Origin of the sequence: Paenibacillus sp. BIHB 4019 (assembly GCF_002741035.1) — a bacterium.
Taxonomy (GTDB): domain Bacteria; phylum Bacillota; class Bacilli; order Paenibacillales; family Paenibacillaceae; genus Pristimantibacillus.
Genome location: NZ_CP016808.1, coordinates 5,963,075 through 5,984,389 on the forward strand (window position 1 = coordinate 5,963,075; position 21,315 = coordinate 5,984,389).

17 protein-coding genes, 1 pseudogene and 2 riboswitches are annotated in these 21,315 nt (G+C 47.8%); of the genes and pseudogenes, 2 read left to right on the forward strand and 16 right to left on the reverse strand.

Going from position 1 to position 21,315, the window contains the following annotated elements; all coding sequences use genetic code 11:
• Positions 1-116: 116 nt before the first annotated feature.
• The 7 genes from BBD42_RS25765 to BBD42_RS25795 form a co-directional block, all read right to left on the reverse strand.
• Entirely contained in the window at positions 117-2,666 is a 2,550-nt protein-coding gene (locus BBD42_RS25765; RefSeq protein ID WP_099520492.1) for a diguanylate cyclase domain-containing protein, read from the reverse strand.
• Positions 2,659-3,255: a biliverdin-producing heme oxygenase gene (locus tag BBD42_RS25770; RefSeq protein WP_099520493.1), complete on the reverse strand. Its 597-nt coding sequence runs from the start codon at positions 3,253-3,255 to the stop codon at positions 2,659-2,661. The genes BBD42_RS25765 and BBD42_RS25770 overlap by 8 nt, the downstream gene beginning before the upstream one ends.
• Positions 3,256-3,435: 180 nt before the next feature.
• A complete protein-coding gene (locus BBD42_RS25775; RefSeq protein WP_237163234.1) occupies positions 3,436-4,287 on the reverse strand; it encodes a COG4705 family protein in 852 nt (283 codons plus the stop codon).
• A gap of 36 nt (positions 4,288-4,323) precedes the next feature.
• Positions 4,324-5,163, reverse strand: a complete 840-nt coding sequence (gene bacA / locus BBD42_RS25780) for an undecaprenyl-diphosphate phosphatase (RefSeq protein ID WP_099520494.1) — start codon at positions 5,161-5,163, stop codon at positions 4,324-4,326.
• A gap of 248 nt (positions 5,164-5,411) precedes the next feature.
• Positions 5,412-6,098 carry a response regulator transcription factor gene (locus tag BBD42_RS25785; protein ID WP_099520495.1) on the reverse strand — a complete coding sequence of 229 codons (687 nt, stop codon included), beginning with the start codon at positions 6,096-6,098 and terminating at the stop codon, positions 5,412-5,414.
• 7 nt (positions 6,099-6,105) lie between these two features.
• Positions 6,106-7,572, reverse strand: a complete 1,467-nt coding sequence (locus BBD42_RS25790; RefSeq protein WP_099520496.1) for a sensor histidine kinase — start codon at positions 7,570-7,572, stop codon at positions 6,106-6,108.
• A gap of 889 nt (positions 7,573-8,461) precedes the next feature.
• On the reverse strand, positions 8,462-11,161 hold the full coding sequence (locus BBD42_RS25795) for an alpha-L-rhamnosidase (RefSeq protein ID WP_099520497.1): 2,700 nt from the start codon (positions 11,159-11,161) through the stop codon (positions 8,462-8,464).
• Between the two features lie 147 nt (positions 11,162-11,308).
• Between BBD42_RS25795 and BBD42_RS25800 the strand changes: the two genes are divergently transcribed.
• Positions 11,309-12,175, forward strand: coding sequence for an AraC family transcriptional regulator (locus tag BBD42_RS25800; protein ID WP_099520498.1), 867 nt, complete (start codon positions 11,309-11,311; stop codon positions 12,173-12,175).
• Between the two features lie 10 nt (positions 12,176-12,185).
• On the opposite strand, the gene BBD42_RS25805 is transcribed toward BBD42_RS25800, so the two are convergent.
• Together BBD42_RS25805 and BBD42_RS25810 are read right to left on the reverse strand one after the other, a co-directional pair.
• Positions 12,186-13,031: a serine hydrolase domain-containing protein gene (locus BBD42_RS25805; RefSeq protein WP_237163235.1), complete on the reverse strand. Its 846-nt coding sequence runs from the start codon at positions 13,029-13,031 to the stop codon at positions 12,186-12,188.
• A gap of 76 nt (positions 13,032-13,107) precedes the next feature.
• Complete coding sequence (locus BBD42_RS25810) at positions 13,108-13,692, reverse strand: TetR/AcrR family transcriptional regulator (protein WP_099520500.1); 585 nt, start codon at positions 13,690-13,692, stop codon at positions 13,108-13,110.
• A gap of 156 nt (positions 13,693-13,848) precedes the next feature.
• Here BBD42_RS25810 and BBD42_RS25815 point away from each other — a divergent pair, with 156 nt between their 5' ends.
• Positions 13,849-15,051, forward strand: a complete 1,203-nt coding sequence (locus tag BBD42_RS25815) for an MFS transporter (RefSeq protein ID WP_099520501.1) — start codon at positions 13,849-13,851, stop codon at positions 15,049-15,051.
• Between the two features lie 29 nt (positions 15,052-15,080).
• Here the strand turns inward: BBD42_RS25815 and BBD42_RS32415 are convergent.
• The 7 genes and pseudogenes from BBD42_RS32415 to BBD42_RS25845 form a co-directional block, all read right to left on the reverse strand.
• Positions 15,081-15,227 (reverse strand): annotated as a pseudogene (locus tag BBD42_RS32415) (DNA mismatch repair protein MutT); the annotation flags it as partial.
• Positions 15,228-15,235: 8 nt separating this feature from the next.
• Positions 15,236-15,730, reverse strand: coding sequence for a GNAT family N-acetyltransferase (locus BBD42_RS25820; RefSeq protein ID WP_237163561.1), 495 nt, complete (start codon positions 15,728-15,730; stop codon positions 15,236-15,238).
• A gap of 54 nt (positions 15,731-15,784) precedes the next feature.
• A riboswitch (ZMP/ZTP riboswitch) is annotated at positions 15,785-15,866 on the reverse strand.
• Between the two features lie 56 nt (positions 15,867-15,922).
• Positions 15,923-16,621: an SDR family oxidoreductase gene (locus BBD42_RS25825; RefSeq protein WP_099520503.1), complete on the reverse strand. Its 699-nt coding sequence runs from the start codon at positions 16,619-16,621 to the stop codon at positions 15,923-15,925.
• 14 nt (positions 16,622-16,635) lie between these two features.
• On the reverse strand, positions 16,636-17,622 hold the full coding sequence (locus BBD42_RS25830) for a phosphotransferase enzyme family protein (protein ID WP_099520504.1): 987 nt from the start codon (positions 17,620-17,622) through the stop codon (positions 16,636-16,638).
• A gap of 336 nt (positions 17,623-17,958) precedes the next feature.
• The gene (locus BBD42_RS25835) at positions 17,959-19,134 is read right to left on the reverse strand and encodes an MFS transporter (RefSeq protein WP_172455633.1); all 1,176 of its coding nucleotides are present in this window, start codon (positions 19,132-19,134) and stop codon (positions 17,959-17,961) included.
• 188 nt (positions 19,135-19,322) lie between these two features.
• Positions 19,323-20,378: an aromatic ring-hydroxylating oxygenase subunit alpha gene (locus BBD42_RS25840; RefSeq protein WP_099521812.1), complete on the reverse strand. Its 1,056-nt coding sequence runs from the start codon at positions 20,376-20,378 to the stop codon at positions 19,323-19,325.
• Positions 20,379-20,462: 84 nt separating this feature from the next.
• Entirely contained in the window at positions 20,463-21,023 is a 561-nt protein-coding gene (locus BBD42_RS25845; protein WP_172455634.1) for a phosphoribosyltransferase, read from the reverse strand.
• A gap of 144 nt (positions 21,024-21,167) precedes the next feature.
• Positions 21,168-21,270, reverse strand: a riboswitch (purine riboswitch).
• Positions 21,271-21,315 lie beyond the last annotated feature (45 nt).

Consider the following 21,315-nt stretch of genomic DNA (forward strand, 5'->3'; position numbering starts at 1 on the left):
ACATGATTAATGTGATAACACACCGCAATACTAAAGTAATAAAAAAGCATCTGATCCGCAGATCAAATGCTTGGATTCAACCATCGTTAAGGAAAGATTCCATGCTTCATTGCAGCTTAAAAGCACTCCTCCAGCACAGCCCGATTTTTCCCGGCTTGCTTCGCTTTGTACAGTGCCGTTTCAGCTTGGGCAATTAGTTTCAAATCGTCATTCACCGTCTTTGGCGCGATGATGCTGGCACCAATGCTGACCGTCACAAAACCATCGGTTTCACTAGTGGAAATGGGAAGCTGCATCGCACGCACACCCGCAAGGATCTCTTCCGATATCGCTACAACCCGCTCAGCCACCGTATTGCCTATCTTGAGTACAAACGTACCGCCTTCCAGCCTTCCCGCAACGACTTCTCCCTGCCTGCCCATAACCGAAAGCAAATCGGCGATATACTGAAGACAGGAGTCACCAACGTTAAAGCCCTGCAGGGCATTATAAATACGCAGATCATCCATGTCAACCATTAAAAGCGCAACTGAATAGCCGCGCTCTGCCCCTTCTCTCACATCGTCAGCCAGCTCCTTATAGAAGGCTTGGCGATTAGGCAGCTCGGTTAAAGGATCCGTTGTCGTGAGCGATTGCAGCTGCGTTAACATGTCGGAATACACATTTTCCATATTGGCATCCGTTTGATATTCCCGGGCAATGGCCATGATGGAGTTCTCGCCTCCATAAACGACTGATACGAGCATGAACTCAAGAACGATCATTTGACCATCCGGCTTGTTTATCCGGCCGATAACCGTTGTGATGTTTAAAGGGTCCTGTTCCAAATTTTGAAACTGCGCCTCAAACTCAGCTTGGGAGCTGCCATGCACGAAGGACATAAACGGGCGTCCCATAAGCGTTTTCGCAGCGACTTCTCCGAGCAGTCTCGCCGCTTGGCCGTTGGCGTAAACAAATGCACGATTGGTTAAGGTGAAAAAAGGGACCGACGATGCTTCCATGAGCTGAATATAACGCTGCTCGTTTTTGCGGACAATGGCGGAATTGTGCATAGCTAAATATTGGGCTTGACGAAGCTGCTCCTCCGTATGCCTCATGACGATGCTCTTAAGCTCAGGCAGCATTCGCAGCTCTTGATCCGACCAGGATAACGCTGTTGATTCTACGACCTGTCTCCATTTCTCGAAAGATTTACGCGGTGACAAGCGAATGCCGTCATCGCCTTGAATAACTGCTTTTGCCGGATCGCCAGCCCAGTGTACCACTTGCACTTGCTCGGGCCGGAACCACATAATGAAGTTTTCATGTCCTGGAGACAACGCCAAATAAAGCACACCCGAAGCAATATGTTTGTAGCTTATCGCATAATCAAGCTCCAGACTTAAACTTGAAGTCTGGTACACATGATCTATCGACCGCTCGGCCAGCCATTGTGCCAGTTTCTCCACCTGCGCTTCCGCCGGCGTGTCCCCAAGCAGCAGCAGCTTTTCCTGATAACAGACTGCCGCTCCGGTTGCGCTCATCAAATTCAGCAGGTTCGATTCCTCCTGCTTCAACTGGTCCATAATGCGAATGGGATTATTATCCCCCACAAAAATATTGGCAAGATGGGAAGCCCATTTCCGCAGTCTCGCTTCACGCTCATATTCGTCAAGCTGCTGCCGCTGAAACAATTCACTGGAGAAAAAAGAACCGAGAAAATTACACAAATTGCGGACCCGATGAGAAATATATTTGCGCGAATAATGATGGCAAGTAATTAATCCCCACAGCTGATTATTATGAATCAACGATATGGTCATCGTTGCTCCCACGCCCATGTTTTGCAAATATTCAATATGCATGGGCGATACGCTGCGAAGCACCGACAGGCTAAGGTTAAGCGATTTGCCCGTGAGCGGTTGAACGGCAGGCACAATTTCTACCGGATCATAAGCTGCATCTACGATGACGCGAAGCCAGTTGCGCAAATACAGCTCCCTCGCCTGCTTGGGAATATCCGATGCGGGATAATGGTGGCCGAAAAAAGATTCAAGTCCCTCATCCTTGGACTCGGCGATCACCTTGCCGTTCCATTCCTTATCGAACTCATAGACCATGACCCGATTATAATCCAATATTTTGCGAATTTCCTCAGCAGCTACCTGGCTCGCTTCCGCCCGGTTTTCTGCATGCTTTAGCTTTCCGAAAAAATGGCGGATCCAGCCAAAATCATCATGATCCGGCCCCTGATCTTCCGATACCGGCTCAAGTTCCACGATAATGAGCCCTTCGCTTTCGTGGACAACACAGAAAAAGTCGGACGGTTTCCCGCCGACTTCAATTGTAACATTTAAATAATTTAAGTCAGATGTGTTGGATGCTTCCAGTTCACGTTCCAAAATCTCCTTAACCGACTGCTCTCCAATCAGCTCTGCCAAGGAGCGTCCCAACAACCCCTCCGAACATATGCCCAGTAATTCGCTTGTATTGCGGCTGCATTGCACAATCTCGTTCGGAGCATCCATTCTAGCTGCCAGCAGCACGCCATGCGGTTGAATATAGCCTGGAATATGTATCGGTTCCTTATCGCAATTCGTCAGGTCAATGGTGTCTTGGGTGACAAAATCTTCTCCTGTCAATAACGTGCGGTTCAAGGCAGGATTGTCTAGCTTTCGGTTATACATTAAACCAAACCTCCAGAGTCAGAAACGTTTGCTTCGCCGTCTCAACGACCTGAGTAGCCTCTTCTTCCGTTAATACGGATTCGCTTACAAATTGGCTGAATTCCGCCCATTTCGCTCTCGTTTCGGTACCATAAGCATTAAAATACGCCGTGCCTTCGCTTGCGTTCTCCGTAAGCGGCAGAAATTTGCGAACCTGCTTCGTAATAATTTGCCCACCCATTGTGGAGCCTTCAATGACATACATATAACCAAGCATCTGGGCCACTGTAGCTAGTTCAGGAAGCTGCTGGCATTCCGGAAGCTGCTGCAGCTGCTCTTCGCTTAAACCAAGTGCCAGCAAATCGCGTTCCAAAAGCGGGGATTTGGCCCGGTTTTGAATAAACTCGCCAAGCTCGTGCACGTTTTGCGCTTCTGATAGCGCGGCCATATGGCGTTCTACCGGCTTAATAAAACCGTAAAACTTCTGTAAGTAAAGGGAATAGTCCGTTACGTTTAAAGTTTGATTCATAATGGCTTTGGCAAAGCGGTTGTCCTCGATCTGCTTGTGATTCACAGCAGTCTCTTCCTTCAATCGAGCCATGACGTTCATATGGGCGTTCACTCCTATCCATTTATAGGCTTTTCGCCTTAAAGAAGAAACACTTGTCTGCATAAACACCGCTGTGCTTCACGCTGAAAATATGATTTTTCACCTTATAATCAATACATAATTATAACTGAGAAAATCAATATAATCAAAGTGTTTCTCCATGGATTTTTGTAACAAGCCTTACTCGTTAGCCGTTATAACATCCTTTTTCGAACGGGTTAAATAGGCAATCATGCCCAAGATGCAAACCAGGAAAATCGCGCTCGTTCCTACCGTTCCAAAGCCTAATCCGCCGTCATCCGTTGACTGGGACAAATAATCGCCAAGCGATGCTCCTAATGGCCGCGTAACAATATAGGCGATCCAAAATGCCGACACCGCATTGAATTGAAAACGGTAATAGGCAAACGTTACAGCGCCAATAATGGCTGCGAATATAAGTGCTGAAGTCAAATAGCCAAGCTGCATGCCTTCCGAAATGAGATCGCCCGCAGCTGTTCCCAGCGCAAAAGTAAACAAAATGGCCAGCCAATAAAAAGCTTCACGCTTAGCTGTAACGATGGAGTGAATGGACAGTGTACCCTCGCTTTTGTACCACATAAGAAACGTGCCTAATAAGGCGATTGAAAATACCGCTGTTGTCGTTGCCAACGGAACCCCAAGCTGGTCGGTCAAATTATCGGTGACAAGCGTACCTAAAATGCTGATCATCACAACAGCCACCCAATATACGCTGGGGACATATTTTGCTGCTTTGAATTGGACGACTAATACAATAAGAAATACAACTGCCGTCAAAACTGTCGTGCCCGCAAGTCCCCAATGAAGATTAAAGTTTAGAAAATCCGCTGCCGTTTCTCCTACTGTGGTCGCCATAATTTTAATGAACCAAAAAAATATTGTAATGCCCGGCACTTTGCTTAGCAGGGATTGATTATGGAGCAGCCTGTTTTGTTTGCTCCCTAATCCGGCTCCTATTTCCTCTCCCATTCCTTCCGCTGATACAGCCTGTTCGCTTTTGTTAGTCATCATTGTGCTGCCTCCCATATGCAAAATTGAAATTGCATTCTATTTTGTAGCTGCAACCAGCAGGTAAATCAGAAACACGAACGCGAGTGCAAAGCGGTAATAGGCAAAAGGGGCCAGCTTCAACCTCTCCAGCAGCTTCAAAAAGGTCATCACCGCAAGCAGCGCTACGACAAAGGCGGTCATAAAACCTGTTGCAAAAAAGGCAGCATCGGCAGCAGTCAACGTCTGATAGCTTTTCAACAGCTCATAGCCGGTGGCCGCAACCATCATCGGGACGGCAATTAGAAACGAAAAGTTTGTAGCTGCCCGGTAATTGATACCTGTTAGCAGACCTCCAGCAATCGTTGCCCCTGAGCGGGAAAAGCCGGGCCATAATGCCAAGCATTGGTAAAGACCAATGATGAAAGCCTGCTTATAGGACAGCTCGTCGATTCCTTCCACCTTTACTGCTGCTTGCCGCTTCTCCCCCAGCAGCATAAATGCGCCGCCCAGCACCAGTCCAATCAAAACGGTATATGGTGAAAACAAATACGTTTTAATCAGCGAATGCAGCGTCAAACCAAGCAGCATAGCGGGCAAGCAAGCCAGAGCAATATGGATAAGATTCAGCTTTTGAGCTTTCTGGCGCTCTTGTGAAGCATCACCTACGGCAGGCTTTAGTCTAACAAGCCCGAAAAGATCGAATATTCGCCGCCAATAAATGACAACAATAGCTAAAATGGCGCCAAGCTGAATAATAATTTCGAACGTATCCGCCTTCTCTCCGGTAAACCCCAGCAAAGCACCGCTCAAAATCAAATGCCCCGTGGAAGAAACGGGAAGGAATTCGGTCAAGCCTTCGACAATGCCCTGAATGATAGCGGTGAACAAATGATCCATAAAATGCGCTCACTTCCTTTTACGAGTTGGACAAAGAACAATCTCTTTGTTTGAGATAGCCCTAGTTTAGAGCCCAATGCTAAACTCCTTATAAATTGGTTATTAAAATTTTCTTAACTCCGATTAAAAGCAAAGTTAAGCAAGTTAAACAAAGTTAAGCAAGTTAAACAAAGTTAAGCAAAAAAAGCCCGCCTACAGTCAGGCGAGCTCCTCTTTCTATTTTACAAGTACCTAAATCGTGTTGCTTGTCACCCTTTAAACCGGTATCCCGCTCCCCAAACGGTCTCGACATAGGTCGGCTCCGCGCAATTGCTTTCCGTTTTTTCACGTATTTTCCGAATGTGTACCGTAACGGTCTGCATATCGCCTAAGGCATCAATACCCCATATGCGCTCGAATAAATGGGTTTTGCTAAACACCTTGTCCGGATGGCTCGCGAGAAAATAAAGCAGGTCAAACTCCTTAGTCGTCAGCACCGTCTCCTCTTCATTGACGAACACCTTCCGCGTATCGGGGTTGATGAGCAAGCCGCGAATTTGAATTTCATTTTTCACATCCTTCGCACCCACTAAGCGCTCATACCTGGCAATATGCGCCTTGACTCTGGCAACAAGCTCACCTGGCTTGAACGGCTTGGTCATGTAATCGTCGGCGCCAAGGCCCAATCCCCGGATAATGTCAATATCCTCGCTTCTGGAAGATACCATGAGGATCGGGATATTCTTCTTCTCCCTAATCTTTTTGCAAACGTCAAAGCCGCTCAGCTTAGGCAGCATGAGATCCAAAATAATCAGATCGTAGCTGCCAGCAAGGCTCATTCGCAGTCCCGTTTCGCCGTCAGCAGCCATATCTACCTGGTAGCCGTTTATTTCCAAATAATCGCGTTGAAGCTCTGAAATCGTAATATCGTCCTCGATCAGCAAAATCGATTTCATCGATTAATCATTCCCTTGTCGTAGTTGGGATGCACAGCTTTATCGTCGTTCCGACATCCAGCTCGCTGGACGCTGTTATAACGCCGCCATGCCCTTCCATAATTTGCTTGGCAATTGCAAGCCCAAGGCCGCTTCCGCCTGTATGCGCATTCCGTGATTTGTCCGTCCGGTAAAACCGTTCAAAAACATGCTGAATCGCCTCAGTCTCAATTCCTTTGCCATTGTCCGCAATTTCCAATACGGCAGCCTGTTGGGTTGAATAGACGGCCAGGTGAATTTTCGGCTGCGCTTTATTCATATATTTCAGGCTGTTTTGAATAATATTGTTAAGCACGCGTTTGAAATGATCGCGATCAAGCGAAACAACCGTCTCTGAATCAAGCGAAAGATCGGCCACAAATGCGATGCCCCGCTTTTCCAGCTCAAATTCAAGCTCCTCGATCCAATCGCTTAAAAATGGCAGCAGCTGCACCACTTCAAACTGGAACGGCTCACGGTTTAAATCCAGCTTGGAATACAGAAACAGCTCATTGATGAGATGATCCAGCTCATCGGATTTGAGCGCAATGGTCTGCATATATTTCAAGCTTTTCTCCGGTGTGTCTGCTATTCCGTCCATCATGCCCGCTACATAACCACGAATGGCCGTCAACGGCGTTTTTAAATCATGGGAAATGTTTGCGATTAGCTCCTTGCGGTTTTCCTCGTATTGCTGCTGTACCGAGGTGGAATGCTGCAGCCGCAATCTCATTTCTTCAAAGGCTACCCCTAATTGCCCGATTTCATCTTTCCCGGCCACTTGAATTTGCAAATCCATCTTGCCTTCCTTCATTTCTTGGGCCGCTTCTCGAAGCTTGTGCAGTGGGCGAATGATGCTTTTGGACATTATCGTCGTCAATAGCACATGGGTCAAGATGAATATAAGAATCAGCAAGCTAAATAAAACGATAAAATATTTTCGAATAAAATTCGTTAACGGATTAACTTTGGCCATCATAAACAGCGATATTTGCTCGTTGCCGGAACGATTAAGATCGTATTGCAGGAACGCATAGGCAGCATTGCCTACCTTTTTCTCTGCATAAGCTTGCCTTGTTGTATGCCCTGCGTAAGCAGGCAATTCCGCTAGCCATGCTGCATCCTGCGGAAGCCCCAGTGAACGGTAGACAATAGCATCGTTTAAACGCACGACGATACCTGAATTTTGGTCCTGCAGCTGCAGCGTCATTTCATTCAAATAGCTGTCGTCCCTAAGCAAATCAGGCTGGCGCTGAGTCGCACGAATGATTTCTTTGGCGACCTGCTCCAAATCCTCATGATTGAAAATATCTTCCGTCGATTCATAAATGCCCTTCAAATTTTGCAAATCGCCACGAAACATAACGAGCATCAGCAAGGAAATAAGCATAATAAAAAATAATGGAATGACCAGCATTGCCGCATAGGACAACAGCAATTTCAGACGAATCGACATACTCGGAAAACTCCTTTGCTTGCAGCTCCATTTCAGCCCACTTTGCGATTAAACATAAAGGATTCATTCGAAAAAAACAAGATCGCCTCCTCCTGACAGCACCTCGTCCAAGCATCTTTTTCTTAGCATATACAAAGCTAATAAATTATTAGTTAACCGGTTATTAAATTTCTATTAATTTAAAAATAAAAAAAAGCCTGGAAGACCAGACTTTTTCGTCAAACCTCATTTAGACATCAGGGTGTGTATGCATATGTATGCATATAAGAGTCGGCCAGCTGTTCCTGGCTTGGCGCTAATTCGCAGCCAATCGCTTCTGACGATTCAAGGCTTAAGGACCGACAGCATACGGTTGTGGCCGGAACCACTCCTGATGAGTCCACTGGTGACGAGACCGCTGTTTTTGAAATCACGGTTGCTGAGAATCACAGTTGCTGCAATCACGCAGCACGGGACGCTCCTTCCTTTTTTGAAGGACTGAGGTTCCGCTATTCTGGCTTTTTTTCTGATTTCAGGCCTCACGCGGACAGGAAAGCCGCTATTGCCCTCATCATCCCGTCAAAATGGCGATGGGCAGTGCAATAGCAGCTCCTGTGTCCGCCGCCTATGCCATAACCCGCGAATCGGTTGAAATAGCGGCGGCTGTGTCCACCAAATCTGGCTTTGTGGCTTTGTGGGGTTTGCTCATGGAGCAATCCCCTGAAACGAAGAGCATGACGCACCCTTTCGGATACGCAGGTTCACATTCATGAGGAGAGACATTCCTGACTGTATCCATTAGTAGTAGCGGGAATACTTGTGACGCTAAACCAATCAGGATCTGAATCTGGATTGCACACTTTAGCATACACGCCCAAGTAGAATCCTATTACTTGAACACCGTTACACCTTACAAATAGCTATCGTATGCAAAATGATACTGGCCAGAGCCCAGCTCCAGCGTAACGCTGCCCGCTTCATCATAAATCGCGGTGATGCCCGCCGTTTGCGATAGTGCAGTGCCATTTTCCAGCACATCGGCTGCCGCTTGCGCTTCTGGAAGCTTGAGCGTCGCTCGGGCATTGCCCGGCACCGTCACTTGAATTTCCATTCGTCCTGCTTCCTTACGGCGCCAAGAGGAAACGACTACCCCATACATCGTCGTAAGCCTTGCTTCCGCCCATGTTAAACCGGGTCCCGGCTGCGGGCTGATTTTCACATGCTTGAATCCCGGCTCCTCCTCGTCTGGCTGAATGCCAGCCACGTAGCTGTACAGCCATTCTCCGATTGCACCGTAGGCATAATGATTGAAGGAATTCATATCCTCGCTCCAGAAGCTGCCGTCTTCCTTGATGCCATCCCAATGCTCCCAAATCGTCGTCGCCCCTTTCGTAATTTGATACAGCCAGGAAGGATAATCCTCCTGCAGCAGCAGACGATAAGCTAAATCATTGCGCCCAGCCTCGCTAAGCACTGGATTCAAGTATGGCGTACCGACAAATCCTGTCGTCAAATGGTCATCTTGTTCTTTTAACAGCTCGGCAAGCTTCTGCTCGGCTCTCTCTTTCGCCGCCCCTGACACAAGGCCAAAGCGCAGCGCCAGCACCTGTGCCGTTTGTGTCGGTACAGACAGCCGCCCGGACGGGGTCAGAAACTCATGCTGGAATGCGGCAATAATTTGTTTATGCCAAGCAGCAAGACGCTCCACTTCCGTTTCCTTCCCTAATGCTTTCGCTGCTTTAGCGACGAGCGATACCGAATAAGCGTAATAGGCCGTTGCAATTAAATCTCTGTCCGTTGCCCCGACATAGCTGTTCGGCTTGGAATCAAGCCCCAGCCAATCGCCAAAGTGGAATCCCGTGTTCCATAAATAAGGGTTGCTCCCCTGCCCATAAATGTACTGAATCCATTGGTTCATGCTGTCATATTGCGCCTCCAGCAGCCTAGCATCGCCATACGCTTCATAGATCGTCCACGGACAAATAACCGCCGCATCGCCCCAAGCCGCAGAGGAATGGCTTGTGTCTCCCCAGCCTTCGGAAAACTCAGGCTTCAGATTAGGGATGTAGAAGGGAATCCCCCCTTCCCGCGTCTGGTCCGCTTTCAAATCTTGCAGCCATTTAGTGAAAAATGGGGCAACATTCATCACATAGGAAGCCGTTCGAATGAACATTTGCGCGTCGCCCGTCCAGCCTAGCCGCTCATCGCGCTGCGGGCAGTCGGTCGGCACATCGACAAAATTGCCCTTTTGCCCCCAGACGATATTATGATGCAGTTGGTTCACCTTGGCATCCGAGCATTCGAAAAACCCTGTACGCTCCATATCCGAATGCAGCACAATTCCACGGAAAGCTTCGAGGTTTATCGGCGCTTTAAACCCTGTCAGCTTCACATAACGAAAGCCTTGAAAGGTGAAATGCGGCTCAAACGTTTCCTTCCCGCTGCCTTTCAACGTATATTGGATACGCTGCTCGGCCCGGCGAATATTGCCCATATAGAAGTTTCCAGCGTGATCCAGCACCTCGGCATGCTGCAATTCCACCCGATGTCCAGCGGCACCTTCAACCTCGAATTTTACCCAGCCGACCATGTTTTGGCCAAAATCAAGCACCGTATCGCCCTCCGGCGTTTGGATTACAGCAATCGGCTTAAGTGTTTCGGCGGGTCGAACAGACTCATTTACCTGCTGGGTTATGATCGAATTAGGGTGTATAATCGTTTCGACCGGCTGCCATGCGATTGAATCCGCAGCTTGGCCGCTATGCCAGTCCAATTCAAGCCTGGCGTCATAACGCTCGCCATGATACATTTCGGACATTAGAATCGCGCTTCCAGCCGCTTGCCAATCGTTATTCGAAACGACGATATCCTCCGTACCATCCTCATAGCTAATGTGAAGCTGAAAGAGCAGCGCCGCACGTGAACCATACGTCTCCTTCTCCTGCTTCCAGCCCAGCTCCCCTTTGTACCAGCCATTGCCGAGCAGCGCGCCAATCGCATGCGTGCCAACCGCCAACTGGTCCGTTACATCATACACCTGATATTGCAGCCGTTTGCCATAGCTGGTCCAGCCCGGTGTAAAATAGTCGTCGCCAATGCGATTGCCATTCCATTGCAGCTCATACATGCCTAGTGCCGTAGCGTAAATCCGGGCGCTTTTGACCATTTTTTCAACGGTGACAAAAGTTCGGAGCAGCGGAATGCGTTCCGCGTCCTCTTCCGTCGCAGCGAAATCAGAAGGCGCGCTAATCCATTCCGCTGTCCATGCGCTGTAATCCATGAGACCGGTTTCAAAATAGGCCGTTTCCGACCAAACGCTGCCTTCCAAAGACAACCCGGCAGTCCACACCTTGACCCGATAATAATATCGCGTACGCGCTTGCAGCTCGATTTGATCAAGTACAACATGAACGGATTGACCAGAAGCATTCTGGCCAGAATCCCATACATTATGTCCAAACTCTGGCTCCAATGAAACTTGCAGCTGATAAGCCTGCTGCTGAATGCCTCTTTCATCGGATTGGATTTGCCAGCTGATTCTAGGATGCGGCACATCAATGCCAAGCGGATTTTTCAAATATTCACATCTGACTTTTGCGATCTGGACCATGGGACGACCTCCTCTAATCAGGAAAAGCTGCTGTTCATCACTTACCCTGTTATCGTATAATTATAGCGTCCATTTTCAGTGACAACCCTTGTAAAAAGGCCAACATATCCCGGTCATTCAGCCATCTAATGAAGGAGGTACTTATCGATGAAAAAACCTGTGCAATGGTATAAAGGCGATCATTTTTTCGGCAATCAGCTTCCGATTTTCGTCAATCGCTATCAGGAGGACTTCAAGGTTCCCCTCCATGCCCATGATTTTATTGAGTTCAACTTTGTGGCTGAAGGGAAAGGCTTTCATCATATTGGAGACGATATTGTTGCCGTGAGCAAAGGGTTGTTTTTCACGATACCAGTCGGCGTTCCACATGTGTTCAGGCCTACCTCTACAGACCCTTCCCAACATCCGCTCATCGTATATAATTGCTTATTTGCGCCGCAGCTGCTGCTTGCGATGCCCACCTTGTTTACCGATCCGCTGCTGGAGCAGTATTTAGCTGAGCTGCAAAATGGGCAAGCCACCTATCATTCGATTCAGGATCACGATGGTTCAATTGAAAAATTGCTCGTGGCGATGTATCAGGAGTTTTCCTTCTCGGCAGCGGGAGCGGACACTTATCTATATACGTTATTCCTGCAACTGGTCATAACCATTCACCGACTGCGAAGCGACAACCGCCCGTTGAAAATAAAAGATGTGTCGCACTTCAACCTTCTCATTCAGTTTATGGAGCAGCATGTTCATGAAGAGCTGACACTCGCGAAGCTGGCCACAAGATCCGGCTGGAGCATCCGGCATTTGCAGCGGCTGTTTCTCCAGCACACCGGACAAACGTTTGGCAACTATTTGAACCAACTGCGCATACAAAAAAGCTGTGAGCATTTACGCTTAACACAGCTTAAAATTAGTACAATTGCCGAAATGGTCGGCTATAGCCACATTGATTCGTTTAATGCGCTTTTCAAGAAAAGAGTCGGCCAGACGCCTGGCCAATATCGCAAGCAGTTTAGATAAAACTGACAGCTTAAAGCAGGCTTTTAATAATTTGCATCGGATTCCCCGTATAGCCATGCGTATCGCTTGTCATCGTTATGACGATTTCTTCTGATGGTACGACGCAAATATACTGCCCGCCCATGCCCATCGCAAAATAAAATGGTTCTCCTGTTGACGTTGTGCAGGTCCACCAATGCCGACCGTAAGGGCCAAAAAAGTCATAGGTTGCATATTCGGGCCGCGTAGTCAAAGCAATCCATTGCTCGCTAATGAGCCTTTTGCTGCCCCACTTGCCGTTGTTTAAATACAGTTCACCAAATTTGTGCATGTCCTGAACAGCCATATGAATGCCGAATCCACCAATCGGAATACCTTGCGGATCTTCATGCCAGATATAATCGCCAAATTTCAAAGGGGAAAAAAGATACTGCTCAGCGAACTGCTTCACGCTTTGATTCGTCTGTTTTTGCAAAATCGCCAGCAGCAGGTGGCTGCAGCCAGAATTATAATTCATGCTTTCCCCAGGCGCTTGGAGCAGAGGTCTGTCAAGCACATAATTCACCCAGTTGGGGCTATGAATCATCTGCGGCCAGCCGCCCCACTCGCCCATCTCGGGCCAATCAAAGCCGGGGCTCATCGTGAGCAAGTGATCAATCGTAATGAGCCGCTTCCGCTCATCCGTTCCCTCTCTTGCAAAAGCTGGAAAAAACTCGGAAATCGGCGTCGAAAGCTCTGGAAGCAGCCCTCGATCATAGGCGATGCCAATTAAGCTTGAAGTAATGCTTTTCGTACAAGAATTGATTTTATGTAACTTCTTCTCCGCTTTTACATTTTTAAAATATTGAAAAAGAAGCTCCTGCTTGTGGCTAATCAAACAAGTATGAATCTTTGCTCCTCGTAAAGTGCCGGATAAAGGCTTAAGCTTCTCATCCCATTTTGCTACCAGCTTGCTATCCCCTCTCTTGCTTGATTCCTTCGAAAGCGACCGTTATTAAAGACTTAATCACGCTTTCCTCCAGCCCGTCTCCTGTAACTAACAACCGATAAAAAATCGGCCCATAAAGCAAATCAATACTCAATTCAATATCTAGCTCCCGTTTCAATTCCCCGCGCTCTACCCCACGCATGAGCAGCTGCCCTGCTTCCAACCGGCGAGGACGAACATACTCCTCCCTCAATGCGGCAGCAAGCTTCGCATCAAATTGCCCTTCTCCAATAATTTCAGTAATGACCTCTCCTTCACGACTCGTTAAAAATCGGGATAAATTAGTCGCATGAAGCAAAATATCTTCATATACAGCACCCGTATCCGGTATCGGCAGCCTTGCAGTTATGGCATGCATAAAACCAGCCATCACAACGGCTCCTTTATTAGGCCACCATTTGTAGATCGTCGCTTTGCTCACTTGTGCCTGCTCGGCAATTTTCTCAACGGTAACAGCACTAAATCCGATTTCAAGCAGCAAGTTGTAGGAGGCCGTTAAAATAGCACGCTCCGCTTCAACGTTGCGAGGTCGCCCTCTTTTTATATTCAATGGTCATAGCTCCTTCTGTGGACTTTCTTTACATTATATAAAATTTTGGGCGCGTTGAAAAAAACATTTTAAATACTGTACGTATAGTATATAATATAGCCATAATTAAAAAAAGGAATCGCGCCATCCATTTGAGCAGAAAGAAGGCATGATGTTATGAACAACTTACAGTCCAAGGTGAACTCTATTCCGAACTGGCTAATGTTTCTTTTAGCCGCTGCTTGCGGTCTTATTGTAGCTAATCTTTATTATGCCCAGACGTTAATCGGGCCGATCAGTTCCTCCATCGGAATACCGCTAGGAGCAGCAGGGTTAATTGTAACGCTGACTCAAGTTGGCTATGTGGTCGGTCTATTATTTATCGTTCCACTCAGTGATTTGATTGAAAACCGCCGGTTGGTTATCAGCTCATTAGTTGTCGTCATTATCGCCCTAATCGGAATGATATTCGCCCCTAATACAGCCACCTTCCTCATCTCCGCTTTGTTTATAGGAATAGGCTCGGTTGCTGCGCAAATTCTTGTCCCTTATGCCACTTTCCTGGCAGCAGATGAACAGCGCGGCCGTGTTGTTGGCAATGTAATGAGCGGCCTGCTGCTAGGCATTATGTTTGCCCGGCCATTAGCCAGCCTCATAACGGAATATTGGGGATGGCGGGAGGTATTTATTTTATCTGCTATCGTGATCCTATTGCTCGCAATTGTTCTATCCCGTGCGCTTCCACAGCGGAAACCAACACCGTCCCTCCAATATGGGGCATTGATCCGCTCTTTAGGCTCGCTTTTGAAAGCAACGCCTATTTTGCGCCGCCGCGCCTTTTATCAAGCTTGTTTATTTGGCTCCTTTAGTTTGTTTTGGACTGTCATCCCTCTTCGTTTAACCGAATATTTTCATTTGACGCAGCAAGGCATCGCTTTATTCGCTCTCGCTGGTGTAGCAGGAGCCGTAGCGGCGCCTATTGCCGGAAGATTGGCTGATCGGGGTTTGACTAAATGGCTGAGCGGCATCGCGATTGCCGTTTCTGCCCTTGCTTTTTTAACTGCCTATCTTGTGCGGGGGGATTCTTTCGCCGCTTTGGCATTACTGCTGGTTGCTGCTATCGTTTTGGATATGGGGGTGTCAGGAAATCTTGTGTTGGGCCAGCGCGTTATCTATTCGCTAGGCAGTGAGATGCGCGGACGCCTTAATGGCCTATTCATGGCTATTTTCTTCATCGGCGGAGCCGTAGGGTCTTTTTTGGGAGGATGGGCCTATGCTTATGGGGGATGGGCTTTAGCTTCCCTGATCGGTATCGCTCTGCCGGTGCTTGCCTTTCTATATTACTTAACCGAGGCCAAACAACCATCAGGGAATGCATAAAACCTTTGTGCTTGGTAAAAAGAAACTTCTTACAGCGGATAGTGTCTTAATTGCTCATTATCCTCCTGTTTTTTGACTGCGTCCCATAATGAATAATGCTCAAATACACCGGGATTAAAAAATAAGGGGAAGCGCTGCTTGAACCAGTCTTGCATTCGCAAGTCCAGCGCCATCTCCGTTTCCGCTACAGCTTCTTTTCATATAAATGGGCGCTCCAGCCCTCTGCATCGTATCTGCCGCATAAGCTCAAGCCTTGGCTAACATAAAAAGCGTTAAGCGACGGATTTTCCGCCATGCAATCAAGGCGCATCCAGGCTTTTCCACGCGAGCGAATATATGCTTCTGACCACGCGAGCATTTGACCGCCAATGCCTTGCCCCTTGAAGCTGCGCGATACAGCCAGCCGATGCACATAACCGGCATCCGTATGAAACTGCGCTCCCCAAAGCGGCTCGTCATCCCATTCGACCGAAAAACAGCCCGCAAGCTCGCCCTGCAAGTAAGCGACGAACACTTCTTTTTCACTAATAAATTTCTCTAAATATTCCATTGTAAAAGAATCCTCGCTCCACTGGCGCAAGCCCTTCGCCTCATATATCCAGCGGGCTGCTTCCTTGTATAAACGAAGCATCGCTTCCAGATCATCAGATGCGGCGCGTTTAATGGCTACTTTTATCATCTGTTCCAATTTGAACTCTCCTTAAAATAGAAAAGTATTTGGTCAGTTGACCAAATACTTTGCCCAGGCGAACGGCTGCTATGACATATGCGCTCCCCCGCAGTGCTCTGCGTTTTCGCCAGTTACGCATACCAAATAATTACTGCTAGTATAACGAAATACAGCTATTTGTCAATCATTAATTCCGACTTTCTAGATTGGCATTGAATTCCCTTCATGATCAACAAACATAAAACGGCTGTCCGGCGTGCGGCGCTGCTCCAATAGCCCAATAATGCCGCGCGCGCTATGGCTTGCATCCAGCGGAGCCTCGCCACCCCCCATATCCGTCCGCATCCAGCCGGGATGAATGCTAAGCACTTGAATGCCCCGCTTTTGTAAATATACATGAAGCTGCTGCGTGAACATATTGAGCGCTGTTTTGGATATCGCATAAGGATAATCGCCTGGATAAGCATGCGTGATGCTGCCCGCTTCAGATGAAATATTAAATATTGCGGCATCCTTCTCCGTTAACAGAGACAGAAAATGCTTGACTACACGCATAGGGCCATATACATTGATATCCATCGTCAGCGCCACATCGGTGAAATCCAGCTGTTCGATTTGCGTATTTCGAGCATTGAGAATCGCTGCATTATTAATAATCGCTCCAAGGCTCATGCCCTGCTCCTTCAATTGTGAAGCGAGTGCGGCAATGCCCTCCTCCTTCGTGACATCCAATTCCACAATCGACAGCCGATCGCCGTACTTTTCTGCAAGTGCCGACAGCTTTTCATTAGTCTCATTTGGCGATCGAACGCCCGCCACAACTGCATGCCCGCGCTCCAGCGCCTCGCTTGTCATTTCATAACCAAGTCCTCGTCCAGCGCCTGTAATTAAAATGTTCATGCTCCCAGCTCCCTCTATTCGATTTCTTTCCCGAAGAAAGCTTCCGCTTCCTTAAGCGACTGCTCTAATCTGCTGCGCAGCTGCATCATCCATGCTGGCTCATTATGCCACGTTTCCCCTATTGCCCGCTTTACACGAGCATAACTGTACAGGTTATCAAACCGTTTGCAGCCAGGCAGCATCGCTTCCGTCTCCACATTCCATACAAATTCGGACGTGTAGCCGTCGACAAAATGCTGCTTTTTACGCTCCCAGTCCTCCCGTGCTATAAACTCCTGCAAGCTTTCCAGTGCTGCATAAATGTCCATCGCATACCAGTGGTACATCGCATCATCGAAATCAATGACATGGCACAGGCCCGTCTCCCTATCATAAAACACATTATCGCATTCGAAATCATAATGAATGAGACCGAAATGCGCAGCAGAAACAGGCCACGTCTGAAAATAATTCCTTAGCTGCTTCACTTCGCAAAGCGCTGCTGTTTCCTCCGGGAAGGCTGACAGCTCTTCTTCGATCCAATCGAGCACTTCTTCATACGTCCATCGGCGGTGCTTCTTGGGCGTATATGTGCTGGACAAACGGTGAAGCTCGCCTAACGTCTTCCCATAAACAAACAGGGTCGCAGCGTTGAAATCGGCTTGATCAAAGGACTGGCCAGGCACTCGCTTGAATACCGAAGCTGCGTAATTTCCCCAAGGTGTCGCTGTTTCAATCAGCTCGGCACCTTGCTTTGATGCAATCGCTTCCAGTACGTTGAAGCCATTTTCCTTCAAATAGGCGATAAATGCAAGCTCCGCCAGCGTATTCGCCTTATTTTTCTCCGATTGGGGAGCGAAGCGCAGCAGCCTTGTGTTTCCCTCGAAGCGAAATGGATAAATCGCATTAGACGAAATCCGGTAATATTGAAACAGATCCAGCGAATCCGCATCATAGCTCCAATTTTGCAGCAGCATTTCAGCCAAGTCGGTATTATTAAACAAATATTTAAGTTTTATCATTGATTTTGCTGCTCCTTCGGCTCGGTTTACGCCATTTTTGTGCGCAAAAAAAAACCGCAGGCATAGCCATGCGGTTTTTAACAACAAACAGCAACTATCCATGAGAGTGACAGACGGCTAGCGCCTGCCTGACTATTTAATTCACAATCACCATCATATTCATGGTCATCATCTTAGCCCGGCGTTTCATGCCGCTCACTCCCTTCGACTGCAAAATGGATCGCTCCTGCTAAAGTTCCAGCTTTGAAAGCACTTTCAGTGTACAGCATCCTTATTGAATTTGTAAATAAAAACCTGTCTTAGAGTCCTCTTCGGCTTGAGAACAGTTGTTTATTTTCAGGAAGGAATCGCTTCTCCTTCTAGCTTTACCGGCCTGTCTGGGCGGGGCTCCAGCTGCTTGCGCCTTGCCGTAAAACCGGCCAACGCAATAAAGCATAAGCTGAACATAAACAAATACAGCTTATTGACACCCCAATGCGAAATGACCACGCCGCCCAAGGCACTGCCGATAATTCCGCCAATGCCGGAAGTGAGCGCCACAAACAGGGTCTGATATGTCGCTTTCGCATAGCTCGGCGCATAGCGGTTAATCACCTCAACCGAAGCGCTTGCCATGAACGCAAAAGCAATGCCATCAAACAGCTGCACTGCAAGCACCAGTCCCATTTGAGTGGAGAAAGCCATAACGAGACATTTCACGCTGTAGCATAAGGCCGCCAGCATCATCATCGGAATTAAGCCAAAGCGTCTATGCAGCTTAACCGCAAACCAGAACATCGGCACTTCAATAATGGCGGCAATGCTGTAAGCGGTTCCTATCCAGCCTTTATTAAAGCCTGCCTCCTTGAAGTAAATCGGGAGAAAGTTAAAATTAATGGCAATCGATGTGGCGATGAGAAAGCTGAACAGCACGAAGGTTAAAAAGCTTTGGTGCCGCAATATTTGCGCAGCATGCTGCTTCAACGACACTTTAGCTCTCGTCACAGCCTTATACGGGACGGTATAAAACGTAACAAGTGCCAGAACCATAAGCAGGGCGTAGCTAATAAAGCTGGCGCCATATCCGACTTTGCCATAGACGAATCCGGTAATGAACGAGCCGAGCGCAAAGCTCAGCGCGCCCCAAAGCCTAATGCTGCCGAAGGAGAATCCTTGGCTGTTAGCGATTTCAACCGTCAGCACATCGCTCAAAGGGGCAGAGGACGATTGGAACATCGCATAGAAGAAAGACACCAGGCACAGTGCAATGACCGTATCAAAATAATAATAGCCTAATGCAAATACCGGCATGAGCAGCAGGCACAGCAGCACGATACGTCTGGGGTCAGATAAACGATCATTTAAAATTCCCATAATCGGCTGAGCGAGGATGCCTGTCAGCGAAAGCATCGACAAAATCAAGCCTATGCTTATGAGGCTAATCCCCTTCTCGCTTAAATAAATGCTAATGTACGGGCCGAAGGATGACGCAGCTAAATAATAAAAGAAATAATAAAGGCTCAGTTTTCTCAAGTTGTCATCTCCAAAGTCAGCATCAAATCGTATTTTCTATCACTTTATCATTAGTAGCCATAGAAAATCTGCTTTCTTGATCAAAAAAGCACAATCGCAAATGAACTCGCCATAAAACAGGAAAAGAGCCGGCCCCGGAGGCCAGCTCTTCTATCCCGCGCAATATTAGATTCGTTCATACAAATGAATTAGGACGTGTAGTTTTTGCCTAGACCCAGCTCTGTTAACAGCTGGCGATAAGCGATAGAGGTACGGTCAGCCGGAATATGGGCCTCAGCCTGAAGATCAAGCGGCAAATCCTCCGGCGTCTGCGCTTCGACCATTTCGGCATCCTCTTGGAACACCTTTAAGTTAAAATCAATCGTATCTTGAATCGGAGCGTTTTTATCGAAATTACGCGATATCGGGCAAAACAGCCTTGTATATCGGGCCGATACTGGAGATGCGCAGTTTAAAATATTCAATCTCCCCTCATCGGGAAAATAAACGGTGAGCGATGCAGCGAATGGCGGAAATACGCGGAATTCGCGCAGCCACATAAAATCATCAGGAGCCGGATTATCTTGTCCCTTGCCATAGTTGCTGACGGTGCTCCAATATTCCGCAAGCAGCTCCTGTCCTTCCCGCTTCACCTTGTATTGCGGTACCTCGGTGTTATTGCGGTCGCCGAACGTTTCCGTATGCACATAGGCAAAATGCGATACATCCAAGAAGCCTTCCATTTGGCGGCCAGCAGAGCCGGCAATATCAAAGCTCGGCGGCAAAACGTTCAAGTAATCGGGTTCTTCCCAGCCGGGGAACGGCGGAATATTTTCCTCCAAGGACATCAGTGACGTCCAGATCAAGCCGTAACGCTCTACGGCCGGATACGTGATGAGCTTTAGTTTAGGCGAGATGCGCGAATCGGGATGCGCGGGCACCGCCGTGCATTTGCCTTCGCAATTGTAACGGAAACCGTGATACGGGCACACAATTTCGCCATTTTCAATCCAACCCTTGCTGAGCGGGGCTCCGCGGTGAAAGCAAAGGTCACGGGCGACGACGACCCGGTCGCTGCTGCGGTAGCAAACAAGCTTCATATCCAGCAAGGTTACCGCCACCGGCTTATCTGCAATTTCGCTTGCAATCGCGATCGGATACCAATATTGCGCCAATACATGCCAATCCTCAGCAGAAAAGGTACAGTTTCGCGGCAGCTCGCTCTCTTCTCTTTTTTTAGCTGCCGTCCTTGTGTTTTGCTCCATAATCGTCATATTGTCCACCTCTTTATCGTAATTAACTGCTTTGACTTAAGCATATATGGACTATCTGTTTGTCGCTTTTTGCATTTAAACCTGGCTAAGAATGCGCACCGGGACGTGCAAGTCTTCCTCCAGCTTGCGGTAATGCTCGCCTTTGGCTATGATCGCCTGCACGCCGACAAGCTTTACACCCATCTCTTCCATCTGCACAGCAATCGAGCGTATCGTTGCACCGGAGCTGATGACATCATCAACGAGCAGAACGCGGTCGCCTGCCTGAAAGCCGTCAAAGCAAATGCGATTTTCGTTGTATGCCGTTTCGCGCTTGGCCTCCAGATGAATATCTTTATACAAATCCGTGCTCAGCCTTAAAATGTTAATCGGCTTCAGCAGCTTATACGCCGCAAGCATCCCCCATGTGTGGCCACCAGGCTCTGGCGATACGATATAATCGTAATTCAGAAAATGGCTCTCTATGCTCACCGCTAAATTATCGGTAATTTCATTAATAAGCTCTGGCGCGATATAGGTTCCCCGCTCGCCGAACGGATATAGTTTAAAGTCATAAAAGGTATCATTCGTTTTCTGAATTTTGACTGTTCTGGCATTAGCAATGGAATCGGAAAGTCTGGTGTTTGTGAGGCTCATATGCTTCTCTCCCTTAAATTTCTCTATTGTCGCCCTAAGTGTGAAACTTATAAGCTCTTCTATTCCAAAAAACCCAGACTTAAGAGACTTCAGCTTCATTTCCCTGCTGCGATCAGCCCTGGGGCATCACTAAATAGGAAAAATGCGTCGCTTTCAGTCTCTTGTAGCCTGGGGCAATTCACGGTTGCCTGTAGAAACGCCCATTCCTTATTAATGGGCTTATACAAGAATAACGCTTTTATAATTTAATGTTAACTTATCTAACATTAAAGGTTTTAATTATAATAGCACC

What these genes read in the sequence shown, in the direction of transcription:
- BBD42_RS25765 (WP_099520492.1), bottom strand. Translation starts at nt 2,666, where the DNA reads ATGTATAACCGAAAGCTAGACAATCCTGCCTTGAACCGCACGTTATTG.
- BBD42_RS25770 (WP_099520493.1), bottom strand. Translation starts at nt 3,255, where the DNA reads ATGAACGTCATGGCTCGATTGAAGGAAGAGACTGCTGTGAATCACAAG.
- BBD42_RS25775 (WP_237163234.1), bottom strand. Translation starts at nt 4,287, where the DNA reads ATGATGACTAACAAAAGCGAACAGGCTGTATCAGCGGAAGGAATGGGA.
- bacA (WP_099520494.1), bottom strand. Translation starts at nt 5,163, where the DNA reads ATGGATCATTTGTTCACCGCTATCATTCAGGGCATTGTCGAAGGCTTG.
- BBD42_RS25785 (WP_099520495.1), bottom strand. Translation starts at nt 6,098, where the DNA reads ATGAAATCGATTTTGCTGATCGAGGACGATATTACGATTTCAGAGCTT.
- BBD42_RS25790 (WP_099520496.1), bottom strand. Translation starts at nt 7,572, where the DNA reads ATGTCGATTCGTCTGAAATTGCTGTTGTCCTATGCGGCAATGCTGGTC.
- BBD42_RS25795 (WP_099520497.1), bottom strand. Translation starts at nt 11,161, where the DNA reads ATGGTCCAGATCGCAAAAGTCAGATGTGAATATTTGAAAAATCCGCTT.
- BBD42_RS25800 (WP_099520498.1), top strand. Translation starts at nt 11,309, where the DNA reads ATGAAAAAACCTGTGCAATGGTATAAAGGCGATCATTTTTTCGGCAAT.
- BBD42_RS25815 (WP_099520501.1), top strand. Translation starts at nt 13,849, where the DNA reads ATGAACAACTTACAGTCCAAGGTGAACTCTATTCCGAACTGGCTAATG.
- BBD42_RS25820 (WP_237163561.1), bottom strand. Translation starts at nt 15,730, where the DNA reads ATGATAAAAGTAGCCATTAAACGCGCCGCATCTGATGATCTGGAAGCG.
- BBD42_RS25825 (WP_099520503.1), bottom strand. Translation starts at nt 16,621, where the DNA reads ATGAACATTTTAATTACAGGCGCTGGACGAGGACTTGGTTATGAAATG.
- BBD42_RS25830 (WP_099520504.1), bottom strand. Translation starts at nt 17,622, where the DNA reads ATGATAAAACTTAAATATTTGTTTAATAATACCGACTTGGCTGAAATG.
- BBD42_RS25840 (WP_099521812.1), bottom strand. Translation starts at nt 20,378, where the DNA reads ATGGAGCAAAACACAAGGACGGCAGCTAAAAAAAGAGAAGAGAGCGAG.
- BBD42_RS25845 (WP_172455634.1), bottom strand. Translation starts at nt 21,023, where the DNA reads ATGAGCCTCACAAACACCAGACTTTCCGATTCCATTGCTAATGCCAGA.